The organism is Comamonas serinivorans (assembly GCF_002158865.1).
In the GTDB taxonomy this organism is placed as follows: Bacteria; Pseudomonadota; Gammaproteobacteria; order Burkholderiales; family Burkholderiaceae_C; genus Comamonas_E; species Comamonas_E serinivorans.
Window position 1 is genome coordinate 3,154,085 of record NZ_CP021455.1, and the last position, 20,801, is coordinate 3,174,885.

19 protein-coding genes, 1 tRNA gene and 1 pseudogene are annotated in these 20,801 nt (G+C 66.0%); 13 read left to right on the forward strand and 8 right to left on the reverse strand.

What is annotated here, in order from left to right; translation table 11 throughout:
* Positions 1–218 precede the first annotated feature (218 nt).
* On the reverse strand, positions 219–788 hold the full coding sequence (gene dcd / locus CCO03_RS13365) for a dCTP deaminase (protein WP_087281808.1): 570 nt from the start codon (positions 786–788) through the stop codon (positions 219–221).
* 275 nt (positions 789–1,063) lie between these two features.
* Between dcd and CCO03_RS13370 the strand changes: the two genes are divergently transcribed.
* The 5 genes from CCO03_RS13370 (at position 1,064) to CCO03_RS13390 (ending at position 5,573) form a co-directional block, all read left to right on the forward strand.
* Positions 1,064–1,741: a hypothetical protein gene (locus CCO03_RS13370; RefSeq protein WP_087281810.1), complete on the forward strand. Its 678-nt coding sequence runs from the start codon at positions 1,064–1,066 to the stop codon at positions 1,739–1,741.
* 172 nt (positions 1,742–1,913) lie between these two features.
* Positions 1,914–2,294 (forward strand): VOC family protein, encoded by a 381-nt coding sequence (locus CCO03_RS13375; RefSeq protein WP_087281812.1) that lies wholly within the window; start codon positions 1,914–1,916, stop codon positions 2,292–2,294.
* A 690-nt stretch (positions 2,295–2,984) separates the two neighbouring features.
* A complete protein-coding gene (tilS, locus tag CCO03_RS13380; RefSeq protein WP_236904144.1) occupies positions 2,985–4,046 on the forward strand; it encodes a tRNA lysidine(34) synthetase TilS in 1,062 nt (353 codons plus the stop codon).
* Between the two features lie 124 nt (positions 4,047–4,170).
* Positions 4,171–5,439 (forward strand): aspartate kinase, encoded by a 1,269-nt coding sequence (locus CCO03_RS13385; protein WP_087281814.1) that lies wholly within the window; start codon positions 4,171–4,173, stop codon positions 5,437–5,439.
* A 41-nt stretch (positions 5,440–5,480) separates the two neighbouring features.
* A tRNA-Ser gene (locus tag CCO03_RS13390) sits at positions 5,481–5,573 on the forward strand.
* 189 nt (positions 5,574–5,762) lie between these two features.
* On the opposite strand, the gene CCO03_RS13395 is transcribed toward CCO03_RS13390, so the two are convergent.
* The 5 genes from CCO03_RS13395 to CCO03_RS13415 all read right to left on the reverse strand — a co-directional run bounded on the left by CCO03_RS13395 (position 5,763) and on the right by CCO03_RS13415 (position 10,041).
* Positions 5,763–5,927, reverse strand: a complete 165-nt coding sequence (locus CCO03_RS13395; protein WP_236903813.1) for an integrase core domain-containing protein — start codon at positions 5,925–5,927, stop codon at positions 5,763–5,765.
* A 350-nt stretch (positions 5,928–6,277) separates the two neighbouring features.
* Complete coding sequence (locus tag CCO03_RS13400) at positions 6,278–7,255, reverse strand: oligopeptide/dipeptide ABC transporter ATP-binding protein (RefSeq protein WP_087281816.1); 978 nt, start codon at positions 7,253–7,255, stop codon at positions 6,278–6,280.
* On the reverse strand, positions 7,248–8,246 hold the full coding sequence (locus tag CCO03_RS13405; RefSeq protein ID WP_205690303.1) for an ABC transporter ATP-binding protein: 999 nt from the start codon (positions 8,244–8,246) through the stop codon (positions 7,248–7,250). Before CCO03_RS13405 ends, CCO03_RS13400 begins: the two co-directional genes overlap by 8 nt.
* Positions 8,243–9,052 carry an ABC transporter permease gene (locus tag CCO03_RS13410; protein ID WP_087281818.1) on the reverse strand — a complete coding sequence of 270 codons (810 nt, stop codon included), beginning with the start codon at positions 9,050–9,052 and terminating at the stop codon, positions 8,243–8,245. Before CCO03_RS13410 ends, CCO03_RS13405 begins: the two co-directional genes overlap by 4 nt.
* Positions 9,053–9,063: 11 nt before the next feature.
* Entirely contained in the window at positions 9,064–10,041 is a 978-nt protein-coding gene (locus CCO03_RS13415; protein WP_087281820.1) for an ABC transporter permease, read from the reverse strand.
* 300 nt (positions 10,042–10,341) lie between these two features.
* Between CCO03_RS13415 and CCO03_RS13420 the strand changes: the two genes are divergently transcribed.
* Positions 10,342–11,835, forward strand: coding sequence for an ABC transporter substrate-binding protein (locus CCO03_RS13420; protein WP_157667681.1), 1,494 nt, complete (start codon positions 10,342–10,344; stop codon positions 11,833–11,835).
* Positions 11,836–11,842: 7 nt separating this feature from the next.
* On the opposite strand, the gene CCO03_RS13425 is transcribed toward CCO03_RS13420, so the two are convergent.
* On the reverse strand, positions 11,843–12,523 hold the full coding sequence (locus CCO03_RS13425) for a TetR/AcrR family transcriptional regulator (protein ID WP_157667682.1): 681 nt from the start codon (positions 12,521–12,523) through the stop codon (positions 11,843–11,845).
* A 10-nt stretch (positions 12,524–12,533) separates the two neighbouring features.
* Positions 12,534–13,650: pseudogene (locus CCO03_RS20690) on the reverse strand (CaiB/BaiF CoA transferase family protein).
* 166 nt (positions 13,651–13,816) lie between these two features.
* Here CCO03_RS20690 and CCO03_RS13435 point away from each other — a divergent pair.
* The 7 genes from CCO03_RS13435 to CCO03_RS13465 all read left to right on the forward strand — a co-directional run bounded on the left by CCO03_RS13435 (position 13,817) and on the right by CCO03_RS13465 (position 20,693).
* On the forward strand, positions 13,817–14,194 hold the full coding sequence (locus tag CCO03_RS13435) for a Zn-ribbon domain-containing OB-fold protein (RefSeq protein WP_087281825.1): 378 nt from the start codon (positions 13,817–13,819) through the stop codon (positions 14,192–14,194).
* Entirely contained in the window at positions 14,191–15,333 is a 1,143-nt protein-coding gene (locus CCO03_RS13440; RefSeq protein WP_087281827.1) for a thiolase family protein, read from the forward strand. Before CCO03_RS13435 ends, CCO03_RS13440 begins: the two co-directional genes overlap by 4 nt.
* A gap of 18 nt (positions 15,334–15,351) precedes the next feature.
* Complete coding sequence (locus CCO03_RS13445) at positions 15,352–16,497, forward strand: acyl-CoA dehydrogenase family protein (protein WP_087281829.1); 1,146 nt, start codon at positions 15,352–15,354, stop codon at positions 16,495–16,497.
* An 18-nt stretch (positions 16,498–16,515) separates the two neighbouring features.
* Positions 16,516–18,045, forward strand: a complete 1,530-nt coding sequence (locus tag CCO03_RS13450; RefSeq protein WP_087281831.1) for a class I adenylate-forming enzyme family protein — start codon at positions 16,516–16,518, stop codon at positions 18,043–18,045.
* Positions 18,042–18,845: an SDR family NAD(P)-dependent oxidoreductase gene (locus CCO03_RS13455; RefSeq protein WP_087281833.1), complete on the forward strand. Its 804-nt coding sequence runs from the start codon at positions 18,042–18,044 to the stop codon at positions 18,843–18,845. The genes CCO03_RS13450 and CCO03_RS13455 overlap by 4 nt, the downstream gene beginning before the upstream one ends.
* A 66-nt stretch (positions 18,846–18,911) precedes the next feature.
* Positions 18,912–19,682, forward strand: coding sequence for a crotonase/enoyl-CoA hydratase family protein (locus CCO03_RS13460; RefSeq protein WP_087281835.1), 771 nt, complete (start codon positions 18,912–18,914; stop codon positions 19,680–19,682).
* A 36-nt stretch (positions 19,683–19,718) separates the two neighbouring features.
* On the forward strand, positions 19,719–20,693 hold the full coding sequence (locus CCO03_RS13465; RefSeq protein WP_087281837.1) for a Bug family tripartite tricarboxylate transporter substrate binding protein: 975 nt from the start codon (positions 19,719–19,721) through the stop codon (positions 20,691–20,693).
* The last annotated feature ends 108 nt before the right edge of the window (positions 20,694–20,801 follow it).

Consider the following 20,801-nt stretch of genomic DNA (forward strand, 5'->3'; position numbering starts at 1 on the left):
ACGCGCTGCCCGATGCGGCTGCGCCGGCAGCCGTTGGCAGGCCAGCCCAGTCTGGCCATGCTTGCCGATCTTGCTGATGAAAAGCAGTATGGCGCCATGCTCGATGAGCATGCATCGGCCATGGCGCCATACTGGCTTGTGTCTTCAGATGAGCACTGGTCAGCACGGTGGGACGGTCGGCAGCCCTGCCAGTCCCCCCGCGCTCGCATCAAGCCCCATCAGGTCTTGGGCAGCGTCACGCCGTGCTGGCCCTGGTACTTGCCGCCGCGGTCCTTGTAGCTGGTTTCGCACTCTTCGTCGCTCTCGAAGAACAGCACCTGGGCACAGCCTTCGCCCGCGTAGATCTTGGCCGGCAGCGGCGTGGTGTTGCTGAACTCCAGCGTCACGTAGCCTTCCCATTCGGGCTCGAACGGCGTCACGTTGACGATGATGCCGCAGCGTGCGTAGGTGCTCTTGCCCAGGCAGACGGTGAGCACGTTGCGCGGGATGCGGAAGTACTCCACCGTGCGGGCCAGCGCGAAGCTGTTGGGCGGAATGATGCAGACGTCGCTCTCGATGTCGACAAAACTCTTTTCGTCGAAGTTCTTGGGGTCGACCACCGTGGAGTAGATGTTGGTGAACACCTTGAATTCACGCGCACAGCGGATGTCGTAGCCGTAGCTGGAGGTGCCGTAGCTGACGATTTTCTGCCCGGCGGCATCGTGGCGAATCTGTCCGGGCTCGAACGGCTCGATCATGCCGTGTTGCTCGGCCATGCGCCGAATCCATTTGTCGCTCTTGATGCTCATTGCGCGTCCTGTGCCTGCAGCCGGCCCGATGCGGCATCGAAGACGCCGCCGATCAGCCAAGCCGCCATTGCTTTGATATTGATAGCGTCTACGGCTTGAGGAACAAGCACGTTTACGCCATTTTAGCGACCATCGGGCGTGCAAATGTCACCCTTTGGGCGCCTGTCTGCCAGCGAGCAAGGCCATGCACACGCCCCGCTTCCTATACTGACTTTGGCTCGGCGACATCTGGAGACACAGACGCCGGGCTTTCGTTTTTCAGGGAGCTCATTCACATGATTCACAAGCAGGCGCTTGCGCTCGTCTTCGCCACCACGGCAGCCACCTGGGCCCAGGCCCAGTCCGCCGAGGTCCCCTTGAACCAGCCGGCCCTGGCCGCCGCGCCACAGTCCGGCGCCCTGTCCAACGGCGTGACGTGGAGCGTCGACATCGGCGGCCCCTGGACAGAGATCACGGGCGTGGTGGCCGGCGGCATCCCCTATGCCCACTACCTGATCGACCAGGGCGGCCGGCAAGGCGGCCTGCAGACCTGGACGTTCAGCGAGGCGGTGGACATCGAATTCAGCGTCGCGGGACTCAACTGCCTGGGTGAAGGCCTGCGCCTGCCCGCCGGCACACAGGCCGTCACCGTGTCGCCCGACCACACCTGGGACGCCACCGCGTTGACCGTGACCCGCGCCGGCCCCGCCAGCCAGGCGGCCGGTGCCAGCACCTCCACCTTCACCCTGAGCGACACCCAGACCTTGACCCTGGACGGCAACGGCCTGGCCTCGCTCAGCGGTTGTCGGCGCGGGCTCACCAGCCTGCGGGTGACGCCCCACGTGACGCCACCGCCACCGCCACCGCCCGCCACCGTGGCCCCGGTGCCCGTCGCCTCCCCCTGGGGCCTGGCGGGCCTGGGTCTGGCGCTGGCGGGTGTGGCCGGCGCGGCGGTGCGGCGACGCTCGCATTGAGGCCCCGCGCCGTTGGTGCTGGGCGCGTGTTCGCCAGCCTGTGGCGCATGAGCCGACCGCGCGTTGCCACCTGCGCGACTGGCTTCGTCCCCCGGCGGGGCGCGCTTGACCTAGCATGGACCATGGGCCGACTCGATTCGAGCCCGGCGTTCACCGACACCCAGGAGACCCCATGTTCAGTCACATCATGATCGGGACCAACGATCTCGACAAAGCCAAAGCCTTTTACGACGCCGTGCTGGGCACGCTGGGCGCCAAGCCCGGTTTCGTGGATCGCCACCGCGTGTTCTGGCGCCTGCCGTCCGGCACGTTCAGCGTGTCGCTGCCCATCGACGGCCAGCCGGCCACGCACGGCAACGGCACCACGATCGGCTTTGCCATGGACAGCACCGAGCAGGCCAACCAGTTCCACGCCACGGCCGTGGCCCAGGGTGGCATCGCCATCGAAGACCCGCCCGGCTGGCGCGGCGGCCCCAATGGCCTGTACCTGGTGTACTTCCGCGACCCGGACGGCAACAAGATCTGCGGCCTGCACCGCCCCGTCAAGGCCTGATGGCGATGGCGGCGCCGTGACGCCGCAACCGTGAGGCAGACGTCAACGCCAGGCAGGGGGTATCCCCAGCCTGGCGTTTTCTTATTCTGCATTCAGTGACCATACTGCACAAATGATGAACAACGCGTGGCGTGTCCATGCGCTCAACAGGCCTCGGTGCAACGGGGGTAAAGGCGTCTCGCCGTTCACGCGGCTGAATCGGGCCTCGTGCCCCGCGATTGAAGCAGGCCTTGCGCATGGCCGCACCAACCGTTGAATGCCGTCCAAGCGCGGCGCCTGGCCCACGCGCAAGGCCGCTGGAGCGCCCCTCGGCCGAGCGCCGCATCGGCGTGCAGGCCAATCCATCGCCAGCCGCCGTCTCGTCGCCTTGCAACTCGAGAGGCCACTGACCGAACCCGACCCGGCCTGTGGCGCAGGCTGGACTGGAACCCGACGCAGACCCGACCAACCCTGGCGGCAGCTGTATGCAGCTCGCGACCCAGGCGCTGCCTGCCGATACGATCGGGCATGGCCTCCCCCCGCTCTGCCAACCGTCACACCCAGACGCGCGCCGCCGCGCAGGTGCGCGCCCCTCGCACTGACCACCCGCCCGCGCCCGACCCGCAGGCCGTGCCGCCCGCACACCGTCGGGCAGCGCCCCGCACGGGCGCCGGCAGCACCGGGCACGCCGTGCAACTGCAGGCCCAGTTGATGGCGGCGCTGGCGCCGTTCGATGAAACCGCGCAGGCCCACCCACTGGCCGTGGCGCTGTCGGGTGGCGCCGACTCCACCGCCCTGCTGCTCGCTGCGGTTCAGCGCTGGCCCGGTCGTGTCCAGGCGGTGCACATCCACCATGGCCTGCAAGCTGCCGCAGACGACTTCGTCCGCCACTGCGAACGGCTGTGCGCCCGGCTGGCTGTCCCGCTGACCGTGCTGCGCGTGGACGCGCGCGCTGCGCGCGGTGAAAGCCCCGAGGCGGCTGCCCGCGACGCCCGCTACGGTGCGCTGACCGCCTGGGCGCGTGGCCATGACAGCCGCCAGGGCCAGCCCGGCGGCCCGACCACCCTGCTGCTGGGCCAGCATGCGGATGACCAGCTTGAATCGGTGCTGCTGGCGTTGACCCGGGGCGCGGGCGTGGCGGGCCTGGCCGGCATGGCGCCCTGGTTTGAGCGCGGCGGCGTGCAATTCGCACGCCCCTGGCTGCGGCTGCCGGCGCAAGCGCTGCGCGACTGGCTCTGCTGTCAGGGTGTGCATTGGATCGAAGACCCCAGTAACGATGATTCCCGATTCACCCGCAATCGAATTCGGCGGTTACTCCCCGTCCTGCTGGCGGCGTTTCCGGCCTTGCGCGACACCGTGGCCCGCAGCGCCCGCCTGTGTGCGCAGGCCGACGCGCTGCTGGCCGAGCTGGGGCAGCAGGACGTGGCCGCGTTGTCGCCGCAGGCAGACGCGCCTCCAGGCACAGACCCGGCTGGCCAGCACCAGGTCGATGCACGACCTGACGCCGAGTTGGGTGATGAACGCGCCCTGCAACGCAGGGCACCGGACGCTGGCCTGCGCCTCGCCGGCTTGCAGGCACTGAGCCGCGCGCGGCAGGCCAATGCCGTGCGCGCCTGGCTGCGCACGGTCCACCAGACCGCCCCCAGCGAGGCCCAGCTCGACGCCCTGCTCGACCAGGTCGCGGCCTGTCGCACCCGCGGTCATCGCATTCACCTCAAGGTCGGTCGCGGCCACGTGCGACGCGCAGGAGACGCGCTGCAGTGGCAAGCCTGACGCTGGCCCCGACGGCACGCCTGAGGCAGGCGGTAAAATAGAAGGCTTTGTCAACGCCTGCAGCCCTGGCGCCCGCCAGACGCCTGCCGACGTTGGTTCACCCTTCCCAATCTGCTTGCATTCAATGGCATTGTTTGTTCACAAGTACGGCGGCACCTCCATGGGGTCGACCGAGCGCATCGCCAACGTTGCGCGCCGCGTCGCGAAGTGGGCGCGCGCGGGTCATCAAGTGGTGGTGGTGCCGAGCGCCATGAGCGGCGAAACCAATCGCCTGCTGGGCCTGGCCAAAGAGCTGGCCCCCAGCAAATCCCAGGCGTCGTACCTGCGCGAGCTGGACCAGCTGGCCGCCACGGGCGAACAGGCCTCGTCCGCCCTGCTGGCCATTGCGCTGCAGGCCGAGGGCCTGCAGGCCGTGAGCTACACCGGCTGGCAGGTGCCCGTGAAGACCGACAACGCCTACACCAAGGCCCGCATCGAGTCGATCGACGACGTGCGCATCCGCAAGGACCTGGATGCCGGCAAGGTCGTCATCGTGACCGGCTTCCAGGGCATCGACGACGTCGGCAACATCACCACGCTGGGGCGCGGTGGCTCCGACACCTCGGCTGTGGCCATTGCCGTGGCTCTGAAGGCCGATGAAGCCCTGATTTACACCGACGTGGACGGCGTCTACACCACCGACCCGCGCATCGTGCCCAAGGCCAAGCGCCTGTCCACCATCAGCTCGGAAGAGATGCTGGAAATGGCCAGCCTGGGCTCCAAGGTGCTGCAGATCCGTTCGGTCGAATTCGCCGGCAAGTACCGCATGCCGATCCGGGTGCTGTCGAGCTTCACGCCCTGGGACATCGACCTGACCGAGGAAGCCACGTCTGGCACGCTGATCACATTTGAGGAAGACGAAAACATGGAAAAAGCCGTCGTTTCGGGCATCGCATTCAGCCGCGATGAAGCCAAGATTTCGGTGCTGGGCGTTCCCGACACCCCCGGCATCGCCTACAAGATCCTGGGCTCGGTGGCCGACCTCAACGTCGAGGTCGACATGATCATCCAGAACATCGCCAAGGACGGCAAGACCGACTTCTCCTTCACCGTGCCGCGCGGCGAACTGGCCCGCACCGTGGAGATGATCAACAGCAAGCTCGTGCCCGAACTGGGCGTGACCGAGGTGCGCAGCGATGACCGCATCTGCAAGGTGTCCATCGTCGGCATCGGCATGCGCAGCCACGTGGGCGTGGCCAGCAAGATGTTCAAGACGCTGTCCGAAGAAGGCATCAACATCCAGATGATCTCGACCTCGGAGATCAAGACCTCGGTCGTCATCGACGAAAAGTACCTCGAGCTGGCCGTGCGCGCGCTCCACAGCGCCTTCGGCCTCGACAACGACGCCGCTTGAGCGACGAAACCGCCAAATTCTGTGGCATAATCTAGGTCTTCGGAGCGATGACCGAGTGGCCGAAGGTGCTCCCCTGCTAAGGGAGTATGGGGTGTAGAGCCTCATCGAGGGTTCGAATCCCTCTCGCTCCGCCAAATGGATAATTAAATCAATGACTTGCAAATAGTTTTTTGATTTGTACCACATAAAAGCCCACATCAAGCAAACGCTGATGTGGGCTTTTCTTTGCGTGGAAGGCCTGACTGCACCTGCTAACCAGCCGGCAAGGTGCTGCCAGAGAGCACGAAGGCCAAGGTGTATTGACCCAGCAGAACCTGCACAGGTCAGGCTACTAATGCGAATGCCTCAGCGGAGGTTCTCATGTTCAGCGCCTGATGCGGGCGCCGGTGGTTGTAGAAGTGGATCCAGTCGCCGATCAGGCGGCTGGCGTGCTGCAGCGATTCGAAGCGGTGGCGGTGCACGCATTGCTCCTTGAGCGTGCGGATCACCCGCTCGACCAGGCCGCTCTGCTCGGGACTGTGCGGCGTGATTCACAAGCCTGTAAGACGCCCATTGGAACAAAGATGATGGTGCGACTCGACCTCACGCTTGCTGCGTCGTCTTCCACCACCCGCGGCCAGCAGGAGAATCACCCCAGCCACGCCTACTGAGCGCCAGCAGCCGCTCAGATCGCGTCCACGCTGCGTAACCGGACATCTCCCACGAGGCCAGGACCACATAGGCCGACGCGATCTCCTCGGGCTGGGCCGCCCACTTGCCCGCTTCATGTCTTTGTCCTTGCCGAACTGAGCCAGCTTCTTGGCCGGCAAATCTGCGCGGATGCGCCGGCCAGCCAGGGTCACGCCGGCAGGGGGTGGTGGCAGGCCACCAGACGCCCGGGAGCCTGCGGCAGCTCCCGCAACTCCGGCACCTCGCTGCGGCAACGTTCACTGGCCTGGGGGCAGCGTGTGTGGAAGCGGCACCCCGAGGGCACGTTGAGCGGTGATGGCATGTCCTGGCTGCTGGGCTTCAGACCGCCCTCGGGACGCGCTTCGACGGTGGGAATCGCCGCCAGCAGGATGGCGGTGTAAGGGTGCAGTGGCGCGTCGTACAGGCGCGCCGTGTCGCCCAACTCGCACACGCGCCCCAGGTACAGCACCATGACGCGGTCGCTGATGTTGCGCACCACCCCCAGGTCATGGGAGATGAACAGCATGCTGGTGCCGAGCTCGGCCTTCAGATCTTCCAGCAGGTTCAACACCTGCGCCTGCACCGACACATCGAGCGCGCTCACGGCTTCATCGCAGATGAGCAGCTGCGGCCGCCCCACCAGCGCCCGGGCGATGCTGACGCGCTGACACTGCCCGCCCGACAGCTCACGCGGCCTGCGCCGGCCATACACCTCGGGGGCCAGTCCCACGCGGGTCAGCATGTCGTTCGCCTGCTCGATCTGGCGATCCATGGGCTCCCGCGTCAACAGCGGCGTGCGCACGGCATCCAGGATGCTGTGGCTGGGATTGAGCGACGCCAGCGGGTCCTGAAACACCATCTGCACACGCGACCGCAAAGGCCCGAGGCCTGCGCCCTTCAGCTGCGTGATGTCGTCGCCGGCCAGCGTCATCTGCCCGGCCTGCACCGGCGTGAGCCGAACCATGCACTTGGCCAACGTGGACTTGCCGGATCCCGACTCGCCCACCAGCCCCAGGGTTTCGCCCTGCAACAGGTCGAACGTGACCCTATGCAGGGCATCGACACGCTGGCCACTGGCCGCGATGTAGCTGCAGCACAGGTTCTGTGCGCGGAACAGCGCGGGGGGCAATGGCGCGGCGTCAGTCATGGCATTCTTGAGTCGAGGTGATGGGCAACCAGCAGCGGTAACCACTGCGGGCGGAGATGTCCTGCCAGGGCGGTGCCTCGAGGCAGGCCGCCCGCGCGCAGTCGCAGCGCGCCTGAAAGCGGCAACCTGTCGGCAGCTGGTCCAGCTTAGGCGGTGCCCCCGAAATGGCGGCCAGCCGCGCATGGATGGGACCGTCCAGCCGCGGCACAGACTGCAGCAGCTTGCGCGTGTAGGGCATGTTTGGTGAGGAGATCACTTCGTCAACCGTTCCTCGTTCAACGACTTGACCGGCATACATCACCACCACGTCGTCGCAGACTTCCCGCACCAAGCCGAGGTTGTGGGTGATGAAGACCATGGCCATGCCCAGGCGACCCTGCAAGTCGCGCAGCAGGTCGATGACCTGGGCTTGCACGGTCACATCCAGCGCCGTGGTCGGCTCATCGGCGATCAGCACCGCGGGACGGCAGGCCAGCGCAATCGCGATGACCACACGCTGCCGCATGCCCCCCGACAGGCGATGCGGGTACTCCCGCAGGCGGGCTACTGGATCGGGGATGCCCACTTGCGCCAGCAACTCGCTGGCGTGCGCCAAGGCTTGCGCACGGCTCAGCGACTGGTGTTGGCGGAGCACCTGCACCAGGTGCTCACCCACCGTCAGCACCGGGTTCAACGAGGTCATCGGATCCTGAAAAACCATGGCCACCTCGCGCCCGCGCACGGCGCGCCAATCCGCTGGGCGCGCATGGCTCAGGTCGCGGCCATTCAGGTGAATCTGGCCTTCGACGTGGGCCGTGGGCAACTCATGCGTCAACCCGAGGAGGGTGCGCGCCAGCACCGACTTGCCCGAACCCGACTCGCCGACGATGCCCAGCGTCTTGCCGGGCGCCAGGGTGAGGCTGACCTGATCCAGCACCTGGACTAGGCCTGCATGCGATGCGAAACGAACGCTGAGCTGGTCAACCGCCAGGGCCATGTTGGCATTGCTCATCGCCGAGCTCCTTCCGAACCTGCGTTGAAGCGCTCGCCCACGATGTTGATGGCGAAAATGGTGAGGAAAAGCACCAGCCCTGGGAAGAACACCGCGTGGGGCGCATCGAGGATGCGTGCCTGTTCGGCCGCCATCATGCCGCCCAGGGTGGGCACGGACGGCGGCATGCCCAGCCCCAGGTAGCTCAGGCCGGCTTCGGCCAGCGCCCCGATGCCCAGCAGCAGGAAGGCATAGGCGAGCAGCACCGGCAGCACGTTGGGCATCAGTTCGCGCGTGATGATCCGGTGGTGCGACAGGCCCGCGACCTTGGCGGCGGCCACGAAGTCCAACCGTGCGAAACGCAGCGTGGACGCCCGGGCAATGCGGGTGATGCTGGGCACAAAGACCAGCGCCAGCGACGCGATGATCTTGATCAGCATGTTCCCCGGGTAGGCCACCAGCGCCACGATCAGCACCAGCGGCGGAAACGCCAGCAGCACATTCAGGCCCAGGCTCAGGCCGCGGTCGTACCAGCCGCCGATGTAACCCGCGCTGATCCCGAGGCAGGTGCCGATAACCAGCGCCAAGCCCACAGAGGCAAAGCTGACCAGGAAGGTGAGCCGCAGCCCATGCACCGTGCGCGCAAGGATGTCCCGCCCCAGCGAGTCGGCCCCCAGCCAGTGGCTGCCGCTGGGCCCGGCCAGCATGTTGTTGAGGTCCTGCGCATCGGGAGAAGGCAGGGGCAAACCGTCCGCCAGCAGCGACAACAGCGCCATCAGCGCCAGCCAGGCCACCGAGAATTTGAACGCAAGGGAATGGTGTGGCATGCCGGGCCCTCTCAGTGCTTGAGCCGCGGATCGACCCACGCGTACAGCCAGTCGGTCAGCGTGTTGATCAGGATGAAGGCCACCGCCACGAACAGCACGATGGCCTGGGTCAGCAAGTACTCCTGCTGGAAGATCGATTCGACGAGCAGCAGGCCCACGCCGGGCAGCACGAACATGGTTTCAATGATGAGCGCCCCGCCCATCAGCCGCCCCATGTTCAGGCCCACCAGCGTGATCAGGCTCAGCGACGACGGACGCAGAGCATGCTGAAACAGTGTTCGGCTCAGCGACAGGCCCATGCCCTTGGCCAACAGGATGAAGTTCTGCTGCAGCGTGGTCAACATCTCGCTGCGCAGCAGCCGCATGTAGACCGGCACCTCCATCAGGGCCAGCGTGGTCACGGGCAGCACCATGTGACGCAGGTTGGCCCACAAACCATCGCTGAGCGGCGCGTAGCCGTTGCTGGGCAGCAGCGGCACCTTCAAGGCCACGGCATAGACCAGCAGCAAGGCGAACACGAAGGTGGGCATGGACAGCAACGCCAACGACACCGAGAGGCTCAGGCGGTCGAACACCGAGCCCGCCTTGTAGGCCGTCCACACCCCCAGCGGAATGGCGATCGCCAGGGCCAGCAATTGGGTCAGCAGGATCAGCTCCAGCGTGACGGGCACGCGCGCGAGGATCATGTCGCTGATCGCTTCCCCAGAGTTGAAGGTCTGCCCCAGATCACCCTGCATCACCTTGCCGAGCCAAGTGCCGTACTGCCGAGGCAGGGGTTGATCCAGTCCCAGCTCCTTGCGCAACTCGGCCGATCGCTCGGGCGTTGCCGAGTCGCCCAGCAAGGTGGTGGCCACATCGCCCGGCAGCAAGGCCACGAGCAGAAAGCTGAGCACCGACACGGCAAACAGCGTGAGCAGCAATGTGAGCGAGCTGGCCACCCACCGCCGCAGGGCCGGCACTTGGAGTCGCTTGGGCTTGGAATCAATCATTGACCAAATGGTCGGTATGTTTGAATGAATCGACAACAGGGTTTGTCCTGCATTGCCCCAAATCGGCTTTGACTCTGTGACTTCAATTGACCCAGTATGGTGATTTATTCTATTTTCATGAAACGATATTGACTCATTACTCCCATTTTTAATAAACCTACAACTCGGGGCTCACCCAGAGGGCAGCCCATGGCTTGGGGTTAGCCTCAATATCAACATACCGACCATATGGTTAATTTGTTGATTGCATGAGCAGCCCTTTGCTGCGCGACGCCTTTCATGACTTTTTGGAGACCTCCCATGATTCAGCGACCTTTGGCTGTCCTGGCGTTGTTGGCCAGCTTCACGGCACACGCCAACCCCGTGACCCTGAGCGTGGCCTTGTCGCAAGACCCACCCAGCCTGGACCCCCTGCGCATCGGCAGCTACACCGAGCGGCAGTTCGCCATGCCGGTGTATGAGGCGCTGTTTGCCATCAACCCGCAGGGCCAGCCGGTGCCACACCTGGCCACGTCCTACACCGTCAGCGACGACCTCAAGACCTGGCGCTTCACGCTGCGGGACGGCGTCAAATTCCACGACGGCACGCCCCTGGATGCGGCCGCCGTCGTGGCCAACCTGGCGCGCGCCAAGGATCCCGCCAACCGCTGCCGCTGCACGGCAGAGATGGAAACCATCGCCGGCTTCAAAGCCATCGACGGCAAGACCGTGGAGATCACGCTGAACCAGCCCAATGCCGTGCTGCCGGTGGCGCTCGCCGGCAGCGTGGGCACCATGGCCTCGCCCACGGCCTTCAAGGCCGACCCGGCCAGCCTGGCGAACAAGCCGGTGGGCACCGGACCCTTCCGCTTCGTCGAATGGATCAAGAACAGCCGTTACGTGCTCGAAAAAAATCCCGACTACTGGCAACAAGGCAAGCCCCAGATCGACCGGCTGGTGCTGCGCGGCATGCAGAACACCGAACCCCGCGAGGCGGCCTTCAAATCAGGCCAGGTCGACATCGTCCTGCAACCCAGCCGCAACTTCATCGCGCAGGAGCAGCGGACAAAAACCTCAGTGGTGTACGCCACATCGGGCCCGGGCACCGAAGGCGTCTACTTCAACGGGACCAAGCCGCCACTCGACGACCTGAACGTCCGCAAAGCCGTGGCGCACGCCCTGGACCGCGACCTGCTGGTCAAGACCCTGGGCTTCGGGCTGCCCACGCTGGCCTACAGCCCGTTCGGACCGACGCTCAAGGTGGCGCAGCCGATTCAGGATTACCCGGCTTACGACCCCGCCAAGGCCAAGGCGCTGGTGGCAGCCTACGGCAAGCCCGTGCAGTTCAAGTTCATCGTCACCAACCGCCCCGAAACCCGTCTGCTGGGGCAGTCCATCCAGCAGATGCTGCAAAAGGTCGGCATGCAGGTCGAGCTGGTGCCCCTGGACGAAAACCGCATGATCCAGAGCATGGTGACCAAGGACTTCGAGGCATCGGCCTTCAAGTATTCGGGGGCCAGCGACCCACACTACAACGTCTACGCGTTCTACTACTCCAAACGCAAATCGCCCTCTCAGTACGGCAGCTTCGTCAACGCCCGGGTCGATGCGCTGATCGAGCAAGGCATGTCCACGCGGGACCCTGCCACCCGCGCGGCCGTCTACAGCGAACTGGCCAAGGTGCTGGCCACCGACGTCATGCCCATTGCCTACACCTACAACAGCCTGGACCTGACGGCCATGAAAAAGAACGTCAAGGGCTACACCCACCACGCCGACGCCCTGGTGCGCTTCGGCGACCTGCGCAAGGAATAACGCCTGCTCAGCGCCGGCGCTTGGGGGGCTGCTTGGCCTCCGGCGCCGGCCCGTCGATCAGGGCCGCGAGGGTTTGGTCGATGAGCGCGAGCATCGCGTCGCGGTCGACCGGGGCGGCACCCGCCACCTCGTTGATGCAGTGCATCTGGATCACACCCCGCACCCACGACATGATGAAGGTGGCCAGGGCATCGAGGTCGCTGGACGCTAGGCGCTTGCCTTGGCTTTGCTCTTCCTCCAGGCACTCGCGCACGAACTGCTTCGTGGCGTTGTTCATGGCCGCGACTCCTTCCGCGAAGGCACGGTCCTGGAACAGGGCTTCAGACAGCAGCGCCGAAAACAGCCGCGAACTGGAGTCCTTGTGAGCCAGGCCGACGAAGATGCCGTGCACGTAGCGGCGAATGCGCTCGATGCCCGGAGCGTGGGGGTCCTGGGTACCAAAGCGCCTCGTGAAGTCCATCCGCAACCGCGCCAGCGCCGCCAGCTGCAAGCCTTGCTTGTTGGCGTACAGGTGCACCACCAGGCCCTTGCTGACACCGGCCACGCTGGCCACCTCGGCCAGGGTCAGTCCAGCCACCCCCTTGGCCTTCATGACCTCGATCGCCGCCTGGACCAGCGCTTCCTCGGACGTGGCGCGGCGTTCTTCTTGCGTTCGGCGAAGGGGGCGTTTGGAGGCGGTCGTGGTCATGGTCAACAAATCAGGCGCTCAGCAGCTGCTTCAACTCGGTGGGTGAAAAGCCCAGGGTACGCAACAGGGTATCGCTGTGCGCCCCTGCGGCGGCAACGGTCCCCATCTCGGCCTCGGAGACCGAAAAGCGGGGGGCGGGTGCGGATTGAAGCACACCCAGAGGGCTCCGATAGGTGTCACGTTCCGCCAGGTGCGCATGCAAAGCCGCTTCGTGTGGATTCAGCACAGGGGCCCAGCATGCGTCGCTGCCGGCGAACACCGCTTCCCACTCGGCCCGCGTGCGGCTGGCCATCAAGCGGGTCAGCACCTCGGTCAACTCAGGCCAGCGGGCGGGGTCGTTCTGCCCCTGCACGAAGCGCTCGTCCCGGTCCAGCCCCAGCCGCACCAGCATCTCGGCGTAGAACTTCGGCTCCAGCGGTGCGACATTGATCCAGCCGCCGTCCTGGCAGCGGTAGCTGCGCCCCGCCCAGTGCGCGGCCTCTTGCCGCTCAAAGCCTGTGCCTCGCCGCTGCAACGCCCCCAGCAACAGGTTCAGCATGTGGGCGCAACCGTCCACGATGGCGGCATCGGCCACCTGCCCCTGCCCCGTGGCACGCGCGTGGTGCAAGCCAGCCAGCAAACCGATGGCCAGGTACAGTGCGCCGCCCGCCACGTCGCCCAGCACGGTGGACGGTGCCACCTGGGGCTCGCCCGGCGGGCTGGCAAACACAGCGCGCCCGACAAGGCCGTGTAGTTGCTGTCGTGACCCGCGCGCTGCGCCCAGGGCCCATATTGGCCCCAGCCCGTCATGCGGCCATAGACCAGCGCCGGCTGACGCCGCAGGCACACGTCGGGCCCCAAGCCCAGGCGTTCCATCACCCCGGGGCGCATGCCCTCGATGAGCAGGTCGGCACCTTCGCACAGGCGCGCACCGCTTCCACTGCCAGCGGATCTTTCAGGTTGAGCACCAGCGACTGCTTGCCCCGGCTGGTGATGGCCGCTTGCCGCTCCCCCTGCTGCAGGCGGTCGGGAGGCTCGACGGCGATCACCGTTGCCCCCAGATCGGCCAGCACCATGCCGCGGAACGGGCCTGGTCCGATGCCGCTGATTTCGACGACGCGAACGCCCGTCAAAGGTCCTGATGTCATGCCATGCCTCGCGGTTCAGGCGATGCCGCGGCCACGTCAGTGAAAGCGCCGTGCTCGCGACCTGAGGTCCGCGCAGGCGACACGCCCGCGTGAAAACCCTATTGCCTGGATCAATCAACTTACTGACCATATGGTAAGTATGAATGACCTACACCCCTCTTCTTCCTTGGGAAAACCCGGCCTCGTCGGCCAGGACGACCACCACCGCCCCATGCTCAAAGGCGTGCGCTGTCAAGCGTGTCACGAGGTGGCCTTTCCCCCGCAGCACCACGGCTGTGAACGCTGCGGCGCCACCCACCTGACCGATGTCGACCTGAGCGCCGATGGCGCGGTGCTCGGCAGCGCAGCGGTGCACATCCACGCCAAGCCTTACCCGCCTGTGCCGTTCACGGTGGTCGAAGTCAGGCTGGATGCCGGCCCCGTGGTGCGCGCCTTGTTGAACGGATCCGGCCCGGCACCGCGGGCTGGCCAACGGGTGCACGGCGTGCTGCGCGAAGGCGCCGAGGCCGGCGTGCTGGACTTTCAATTCGAGATGACCGCATGAAGACGCTCAAAGACCTGCGCCCGGTCTATGTCGTGGGCATCGGGTGGCACGGCTACCAGGACCGGTCCGACACCCCGTACGTCACGCTGGGTCTGACGGCCGCCCGTGCCGCTCTCCAAGATGCAGGGGTTCCATTTTCTGCCGTTGATTCTGCTTATATCGCCCGGGCCTTACTGGGCATGGCCTGCGGACGCCCCATCTTGCGCCACCTGGGCGCGACGGGCCTGCCCATCACGCATGTGGAAAACGCCTCGGCCTCGGGGTCGACCGCCTTCCGCAACGCCTGCACCGAGGTCGCCAGCGGCCTGGCCGACACCGCCCTGGTACTGGGTGTGGACAAGCCCGGCGCCGTGGTGCGCGCCGAGTCGCAAAGCGGCATCGAACAGCTGGCGAACGACTACATCGTCCCCTTCACGCACTTTGCACTGCTGGCCGACAAGTACGTGGCGCGCTCGGGCGCTGACATGCGCGACATCGCACAAGTGGCCGTCAAGAACCACAACAACGGCGCCCTCAACCCCCACGCCCAGCGGCAAAGGCCGCGCACCCTCGACGAGGTGCTCGGGGCGCGCCGGGTCTCGGGCGAGTTGACGGTGCTGCAGTGCACCCCCGTGGGCGAAGGTGCTGCGGCCGTGGTGGTCATGTCGGAAGACGCGATCCGGGCCCACGGCATTGATCCCGGCCGTGCGGTGCGCGTGCTCTCGTCCGCCGCCAAAAGCCAGGCTGTATACGACGACGCCACGGCGTTCGACGAACTGCTCACCCAGGCGACCTGCCTGCAGGCCCTGGCGGAGGCGGGCGTGGCCCCTTCGGCGCTGGACGTGGTCGAGCTGCACGACGCCTTCTCGATCGAGGAAGTGCTCTACGTCGAAGCCATGGGCCTGTGCAAGCCCGGCCAGGCCATTTCAGCCCTCAAGGCCGGCGAGTTCCACATCGGCGGCCGGGTCGCCGTCAGCCCCTCGGGCGGGCTCATCGCGATGGGCCATCCGATCGGTCCCACCGGCGTCGGCCAGATCGCCGAAATCGCCCTGCAGCTGCGCGGCGAAGCCGGCCCACGCCAGCACCCCAACGCCCGAACAGGCCTGGCCCACATGGTGGGCGTGGGCGCCGTCTGCTACGCCCACGTCCTGAGCATTTGATCCAACTGGAGACCTCCCATGATCGACTACATGGTCGAATTCGATGACGACACGCGCGCCGTCATTGAGCTCACACGCAAACTCAGCGAGAAGTACCAGAAGCCCCTGGAGCAGCGGAAGCTGCAGGGCCACGAGATCACGCTCGACGACCTGCAGCCCGGCGTGCGCGCCGCCAAGGAGGTCGGTCTCTGGGGCCTCACGCTGCCCGAAGCCTATGGCGGCGCCAACCTGACCATGACCCAGCAGCTGGCCGTCATCGAAGAGAGCTTCCGCTGCCTGGTGCCGCTGCGTTTTGGCGGCAACGTGCCGTCCTTCCTGCTGGGCGCCACGGGCGTGCAGAAAGAACGCTACCTCGACCCCTGCCTGCAGGACCAGCTGCGCTACGCCTTCGCGCAGACCGAGCCGTCGGGCGGCGCCGATCCCGGCAACGCCATCCAGACCAAGGCGGTCAAGCGCGGCGACACCTGGGTGATCAACGGCACCAAGGTCTTCATCTCGGCCGTGGCGCACGCCCAGGTCATCTTCGTCGTGGCCGTGACGGATGCCGAGAAGCGCGCCCGCGGTGGCATTTCCATGTTCGCGGTCGACAAGCACAACCCCGGCCTGAAGATCTCGCGCGATATCCAGATCCTCGACGGCATGGTCATCAACGAGCTGATCTTCGACAACTGCGAAGTCACCGAGGACGCCATGATCGGTGGCGACGGCCAGGGCTTCCGCAACGCCCAGATCATCCTGTCGCTGGCCCGCTTCGGGGTCGGCGCGCGTGCGCTGGGCATTGCCATGCGGACGCTGGAAATGATGGTCGACTACGCCAACCAGCGCGTGACCTTCGGCTCCGCGCTGTCGCAGAAGCAGGCCGTGCAAGGCATGGTGGTCGATTCGTGGATCGACATCAACCAATGCCGCCTGATGATGTATGCGGCAGCACGCAAGGCCGAGCAAGGTCATGACACGCGTACCGAAGCCAGCCTGGTGAAGATGCAGGCCACCGAGGTCGTCGGCCGCGTGCTCGACCGGGGCATACAGGTTTTTGGCGCCGCCGGCGTGTCGCTGGACAACCCCATCGCGCACTGGTGGCGGTCGCAACGTCCGGCCCGCATCTATGAAGGCCCTACCGAGGTGCACAAGTACCACGTGCTGGCCCGCAAGCTGTTTGCCTGAAGCGGCAAAGGAATCGCCATGACCACCCCCACTTTGGTCGAACACTGGGCCACACAGCAGCCTGACCGGTTCGCCGTCATTTCGGATGAGCTGAGCCTGACCTGGGCCGAGTTGAACACCTGGGCCGACCAGGCGGCCCACCGCCTGGCCGCGCACGACATCGGCCTCGGCGACATCGTCGCGTTGCGCCTGCAGACCACGCCCCACTGGGTGGTGATGATGCTGGCCATCAGCAAGCTGCAGGCTCGCCTGCTGGGCGTGAACTGGCGCCTGGTGGCCGATGAGGTGAACTTCGTGCTGGAAAACTCCCGCGCCAAGCTGCTGGTCCTCGACGACGACGAAAAGCCCGAACTCGTGCAGGGCATCACTACCCTCGGTGCCCATCGCCTGGTTCGGCTCTCGGCCATCTGTGAGCCTGACGCCATCCAGGCCTCTTTGAGCGAGGTGCCGCGGCGCACCATGCCCGAGCTGTGCGCCCAGGTCATCTACACCTCGGGCACCACGGGCCGGCCCAAAGGCGTCGAGCTGCTCGCAAAACCCCAGCCGGGCAACCAGCGTCTGAACACCTACCTGGCCGACCTGGGCGGCGCGCACCGCCAATATGGCCTGGACGACGTGATCCTGGTCTCCATGCCCATGCACCACGGCTCCGGTCCCGGGCAGGTGAAAAACGCCATCAAGAACGGCGCCACCCTCGTCATGCAAAAACGCTTTGACGCGGCGAACTGGTTCGACCTGGTTGAGCGCCACGGCGTGACGCACTGGACCGGCGTGCCCACCATGTACAAGCGGCTCAAGGCGCATCACGACGCCACAGGCCGCAGGGCTCCCGCACTGAAGACCCTGGGCATTGGCGCGGCACCGGTGCCCATGGCCATCAAGCACTGGGTGCGGGAGCAGTTTGGCGATGTGCTGCACGAGGGCTACGGCTCAAGCGAGACCGGCATGATCACCACCATGTCGCCGGCCGACCACTTCCGCAAGTCGGGGTCCAGCGGCAAGCCCTACGCCGGCGTGCTGATCGAGATCCGCGACGACGGTGGCCAGCCCTGTGCAGTGAACGAGGTCGGCGAGATCTGGGTCAACACCCCGGTCTGCATCACCCATTACCTCAACGCGCCGCCGCTGGGTGACGACACGCGCGATGCACGGGGGTATTTCAGAACGGGTGACATGGGCAGGATGGATGACGAGGGATACCTCTTCATCACCGACCGAGCCAAGGACATGATCATCTCGGGCGGCGTGAACATCTACCCGGCAGAGATCGAATCCGCCTTCTACCAGCACCCGCAGGTGCTGGACATCGCCGTCATTGGCCTGCCCGACGAGGAATTTGGCGAGCAGGTCATCGCCTACTACGAAAGCAAAGGCGGCCAGCCGATCGCCGACGACGAACTGGCGGCCATCGGCCAGAGCCAGCTCGCGTCGTACAAGCGACCGCGCCAATTCATCCACGTCCACGAGCTGCCGCGCAACGCGGTCGGCAAGATTTTGAAGCGCGAGCTTCGCCAACCCCATTGGGACCACCAGGAGCGCAACGTATGACTTTCACCATCACCGACCTCAGCGGGCGAATCGCCGCCATCACTGGCGCAGGCCAGGGCGTGGGCCGCGAAGTGGCCTTGCACTTTGCCAAGAGCGGCGCCAAGGCCGTCATCGTCAACGACTTCTATGCCGAGCGCGCCAACGCCGTGGTGCAGGAGATCGAGGCACTGGGCCTGGGCACCCGGGCCGTGGCTGCCGTGTTCGACGTCACGCGGCTGGACGACGTCAAGACCGCCCTGGCCGAGGCCGCGCAGGCCGCCGGCGGCCCCATCGACATCCTGGTGAACAACGCGGGCAATGCCGGCGTCAACCCCGACCCCGATGCGCGCAAGCATTTCTGGGAGGTGGGCGAAGCCGCGTGGGACAGCTTCATCCGCGTGAACTTCTACGGCGTCATCAACTGCACGGCCGCGGTGGTGCCCGGCATGATCGAGCAAAACGCTGGCCGCATCATCACCATCATCTCGGACGCTGGCCGCGTGGGCGAGCCCAACCTCGAGATCTACTCCGGCGCCAAGGCCGGCGCGGCCGGGTTCATGCGCGGTGCGGCCAAGGCCCTCGCGCGCCACAACATCACGGCCAACTGCGTGGCGATTGCAGCCACGGCCACGCCAGCCATCTCGGCGCGCATGGAGGCCAACCCCGACGCCAAGAAGAAGATGCTGTCGCACTACGTGGTGCGGCGCATGGGCGAGCCCACGGACATCGCCAACATGGTGCTGTTCCTGGCCTCGGGCGCCAGCTCCTGGATCACCGGGCAGACCTACCCGGTCAATGGCGGCTATTCCTTCAATCTTTGAGCAGTATCCACTTTTTGCCGTTTTCTTGAAAACGACATTTCACCCATACTCCATAAAGAATAATCCATGAGCACCCAACCCGTAGCATTGCTCGACAAGCGCGATGGCGTCGCCATCGTCACGCTCAACCGCCCCGAGGTGAAGAACGCTTGCAACAACGCCCTGGGGGTCGCGCTGCAGGAAATCTTCGACGACATCGAAGACGACAAGCGCTGCTTCGTTGCCGTGATCCACGGCGCGGGTGGCAACTTTTCAACCGGTGCCGACCTGAAGGAAGCCGCCAGCGGCGTCAAACGCACGCGGCTGCACCGCGGCGGCTTCGGCTGCTTCAAGTACCCGCTCAAAAAGCCGACCATCGCCGCGGTCGAAGGCTACGCCGTGGGCGGCGGCTTTGAGCTGGCGTTGACCTGCGACCTGGTGGTGGCGGCTTCCGATGCGAAGTTCGGCCTGCCCGAGGTCAAGCACAACCTGGTCGCCATCGGTGGCGGCCTGTTCCGCCTGCCCAAGAAGATTCCCTACAACATCGCCTTCGAAATGGCCTTGACCGGGAAGATCCAAGGCGTGGACTTCCTCCAGCCCTACGGCATCCTGAACCGCGTCACCGCGCCCGGACAGGCGCTGGACGCCGCGCTGACCCTGGCGCAAGAGATGCTGGCCAATGGCCCCACGGCCCTGGCCGCGACCAAGCAGATCATGAGCAAGGCCTTCGAGTGGCCTGAGCTGGACGCCTGGGACCTGCAGATGCCGGTCGCCGTCGCAGCCCTGCAGTCGCGCGACCGCGTCGAAGGCCTCAAGGCCTTTGCCGAAAAGCGCAAGCCCGTCTGGTCGGGTGAGTGACCGCGCGCCCTGCCCCAACCCCACAGGAGACACACTATGCAACGACGCGACGCATTGCGGGCTGCCGCCCTGGGCACTCTGGGCGGCTTGGCCTCGGGCTGGCTGACCCCGGCACAGGCGCAGGCGAGCGCCCTGAACGTCATCATGCCGATTGGCGGCGGCACCGGCGCCGACACCAGCACGCGCCTGCTGGCCGATGTGATCGGCCGCGAGCTGAAGCGCTCGGTGGTGATCGAGAACAAGCCTGGCGCCGACACCATGATCGCCACCCAGCATGTGCTGTCGGGCAGCAGCGACGGCAGCCGCGTGCTGTTCACCTCGCCCAGCAACATGGTGATCGTGCCGTTGGTCAACAAGCGGCTCAACTTCAACCCGGCCGCGCAGCTGCAACCGGTCATCACCGCCATGCGCGGCGGCACCTCGCTGGTGGTCAAAAGCGGCCGCTTCAAGGATCTGGCCGAGTTCGTGGCTGCCGCCAAACGGGCGCCCGGCCAAGTCTCGCTGGCCACGTATGGCGGCCACTATTACAAGCTGCTGGGCCTGATGATCCAGCGTGAACTCGGCATCGAGCTCAACCTGGCGCCCTACAAGGATCCGGCCCCGGCCGTGAACGACGTGGTGGGCGGCAACGTGGACGCCATGCTCAGCGATGCCAGCGGTGCGCGCGAGTTCTTCCGCGCCGGCAAGACCCACATCCTGGCGCAGACCCACGGGCGCCGGCCCCAGGCCTTCCACGACGTGCCCACCTTCCAGGAGTTGGGCCACCCTGGCCTGGTCGCCTACATCTGGACCGGCTTTGCTGTGAAGGCCGGCACACCGCCTGAGGTGGTGGCCCAGCTGTACCAGTCGTTTTCCCGCGCGCTCAAGTCCAAGGAGTACGTGGACTACATGGCGGCCAACAGCTCGGGCGCCGAGGTGGTCGACCTCGACCCCGAACAGACGCGCCAGTACCTGGACGCCGAACGCAAGCGCTTTGCCGCGCTGATCGACAAGACCGGCTACACGGCCTGACTGCCCGCCTGTTCGACGTCAGCCGGCCTGTGGTGATTTCTCGGCCACGGCCAGCTCTAAGACAAAGCTGTATCCATCGATCGTCGATGTACAGATATCGACCATCCG

Excerpts from the sequence above, each read along its gene's own strand:
- dcd (WP_087281808.1), bottom strand. The coding sequence starts at position 788 with ATGAGCATCAAGAGCGACAAATGGATTCGGCGCATGGCCGAGCAACAC.
- CCO03_RS13370 (WP_087281810.1), top strand. The coding sequence starts at position 1,064 with ATGATTCACAAGCAGGCGCTTGCGCTCGTCTTCGCCACCACGGCAGCC.
- CCO03_RS13375 (WP_087281812.1), top strand. The coding sequence starts at position 1,914 with ATGTTCAGTCACATCATGATCGGGACCAACGATCTCGACAAAGCCAAA.
- tilS (WP_236904144.1), top strand. The coding sequence starts at position 2,985 with ATGGCGGCGCTGGCGCCGTTCGATGAAACCGCGCAGGCCCACCCACTG.
- CCO03_RS13385 (WP_087281814.1), top strand. The coding sequence starts at position 4,171 with ATGGCATTGTTTGTTCACAAGTACGGCGGCACCTCCATGGGGTCGACC.
- CCO03_RS13400 (WP_087281816.1), bottom strand. The coding sequence starts at position 7,255 with ATGACTGACGCCGCGCCATTGCCCCCCGCGCTGTTCCGCGCACAGAAC.
- CCO03_RS13405 (WP_205690303.1), bottom strand. The coding sequence starts at position 8,246 with ATGAGCAATGCCAACATGGCCCTGGCGGTTGACCAGCTCAGCGTTCGT.
- CCO03_RS13410 (WP_087281818.1), bottom strand. The coding sequence starts at position 9,052 with ATGCCACACCATTCCCTTGCGTTCAAATTCTCGGTGGCCTGGCTGGCG.
- CCO03_RS13415 (WP_087281820.1), bottom strand. The coding sequence starts at position 10,041 with ATGATTGATTCCAAGCCCAAGCGACTCCAAGTGCCGGCCCTGCGGCGG.
- CCO03_RS13420 (WP_157667681.1), top strand. The coding sequence starts at position 10,342 with ATGATTCAGCGACCTTTGGCTGTCCTGGCGTTGTTGGCCAGCTTCACG.
- CCO03_RS13425 (WP_157667682.1), bottom strand. The coding sequence starts at position 12,523 with ATGACCACGACCGCCTCCAAACGCCCCCTTCGCCGAACGCAAGAAGAA.
- CCO03_RS13440 (WP_087281827.1), top strand. The coding sequence starts at position 14,191 with ATGAAGACGCTCAAAGACCTGCGCCCGGTCTATGTCGTGGGCATCGGG.
- CCO03_RS13445 (WP_087281829.1), top strand. The coding sequence starts at position 15,352 with ATGATCGACTACATGGTCGAATTCGATGACGACACGCGCGCCGTCATT.
- CCO03_RS13450 (WP_087281831.1), top strand. The coding sequence starts at position 16,516 with ATGACCACCCCCACTTTGGTCGAACACTGGGCCACACAGCAGCCTGAC.
- CCO03_RS13455 (WP_087281833.1), top strand. The coding sequence starts at position 18,042 with ATGACTTTCACCATCACCGACCTCAGCGGGCGAATCGCCGCCATCACT.
- CCO03_RS13460 (WP_087281835.1), top strand. The coding sequence starts at position 18,912 with ATGAGCACCCAACCCGTAGCATTGCTCGACAAGCGCGATGGCGTCGCC.
- CCO03_RS13465 (WP_087281837.1), top strand. The coding sequence starts at position 19,719 with ATGCAACGACGCGACGCATTGCGGGCTGCCGCCCTGGGCACTCTGGGC.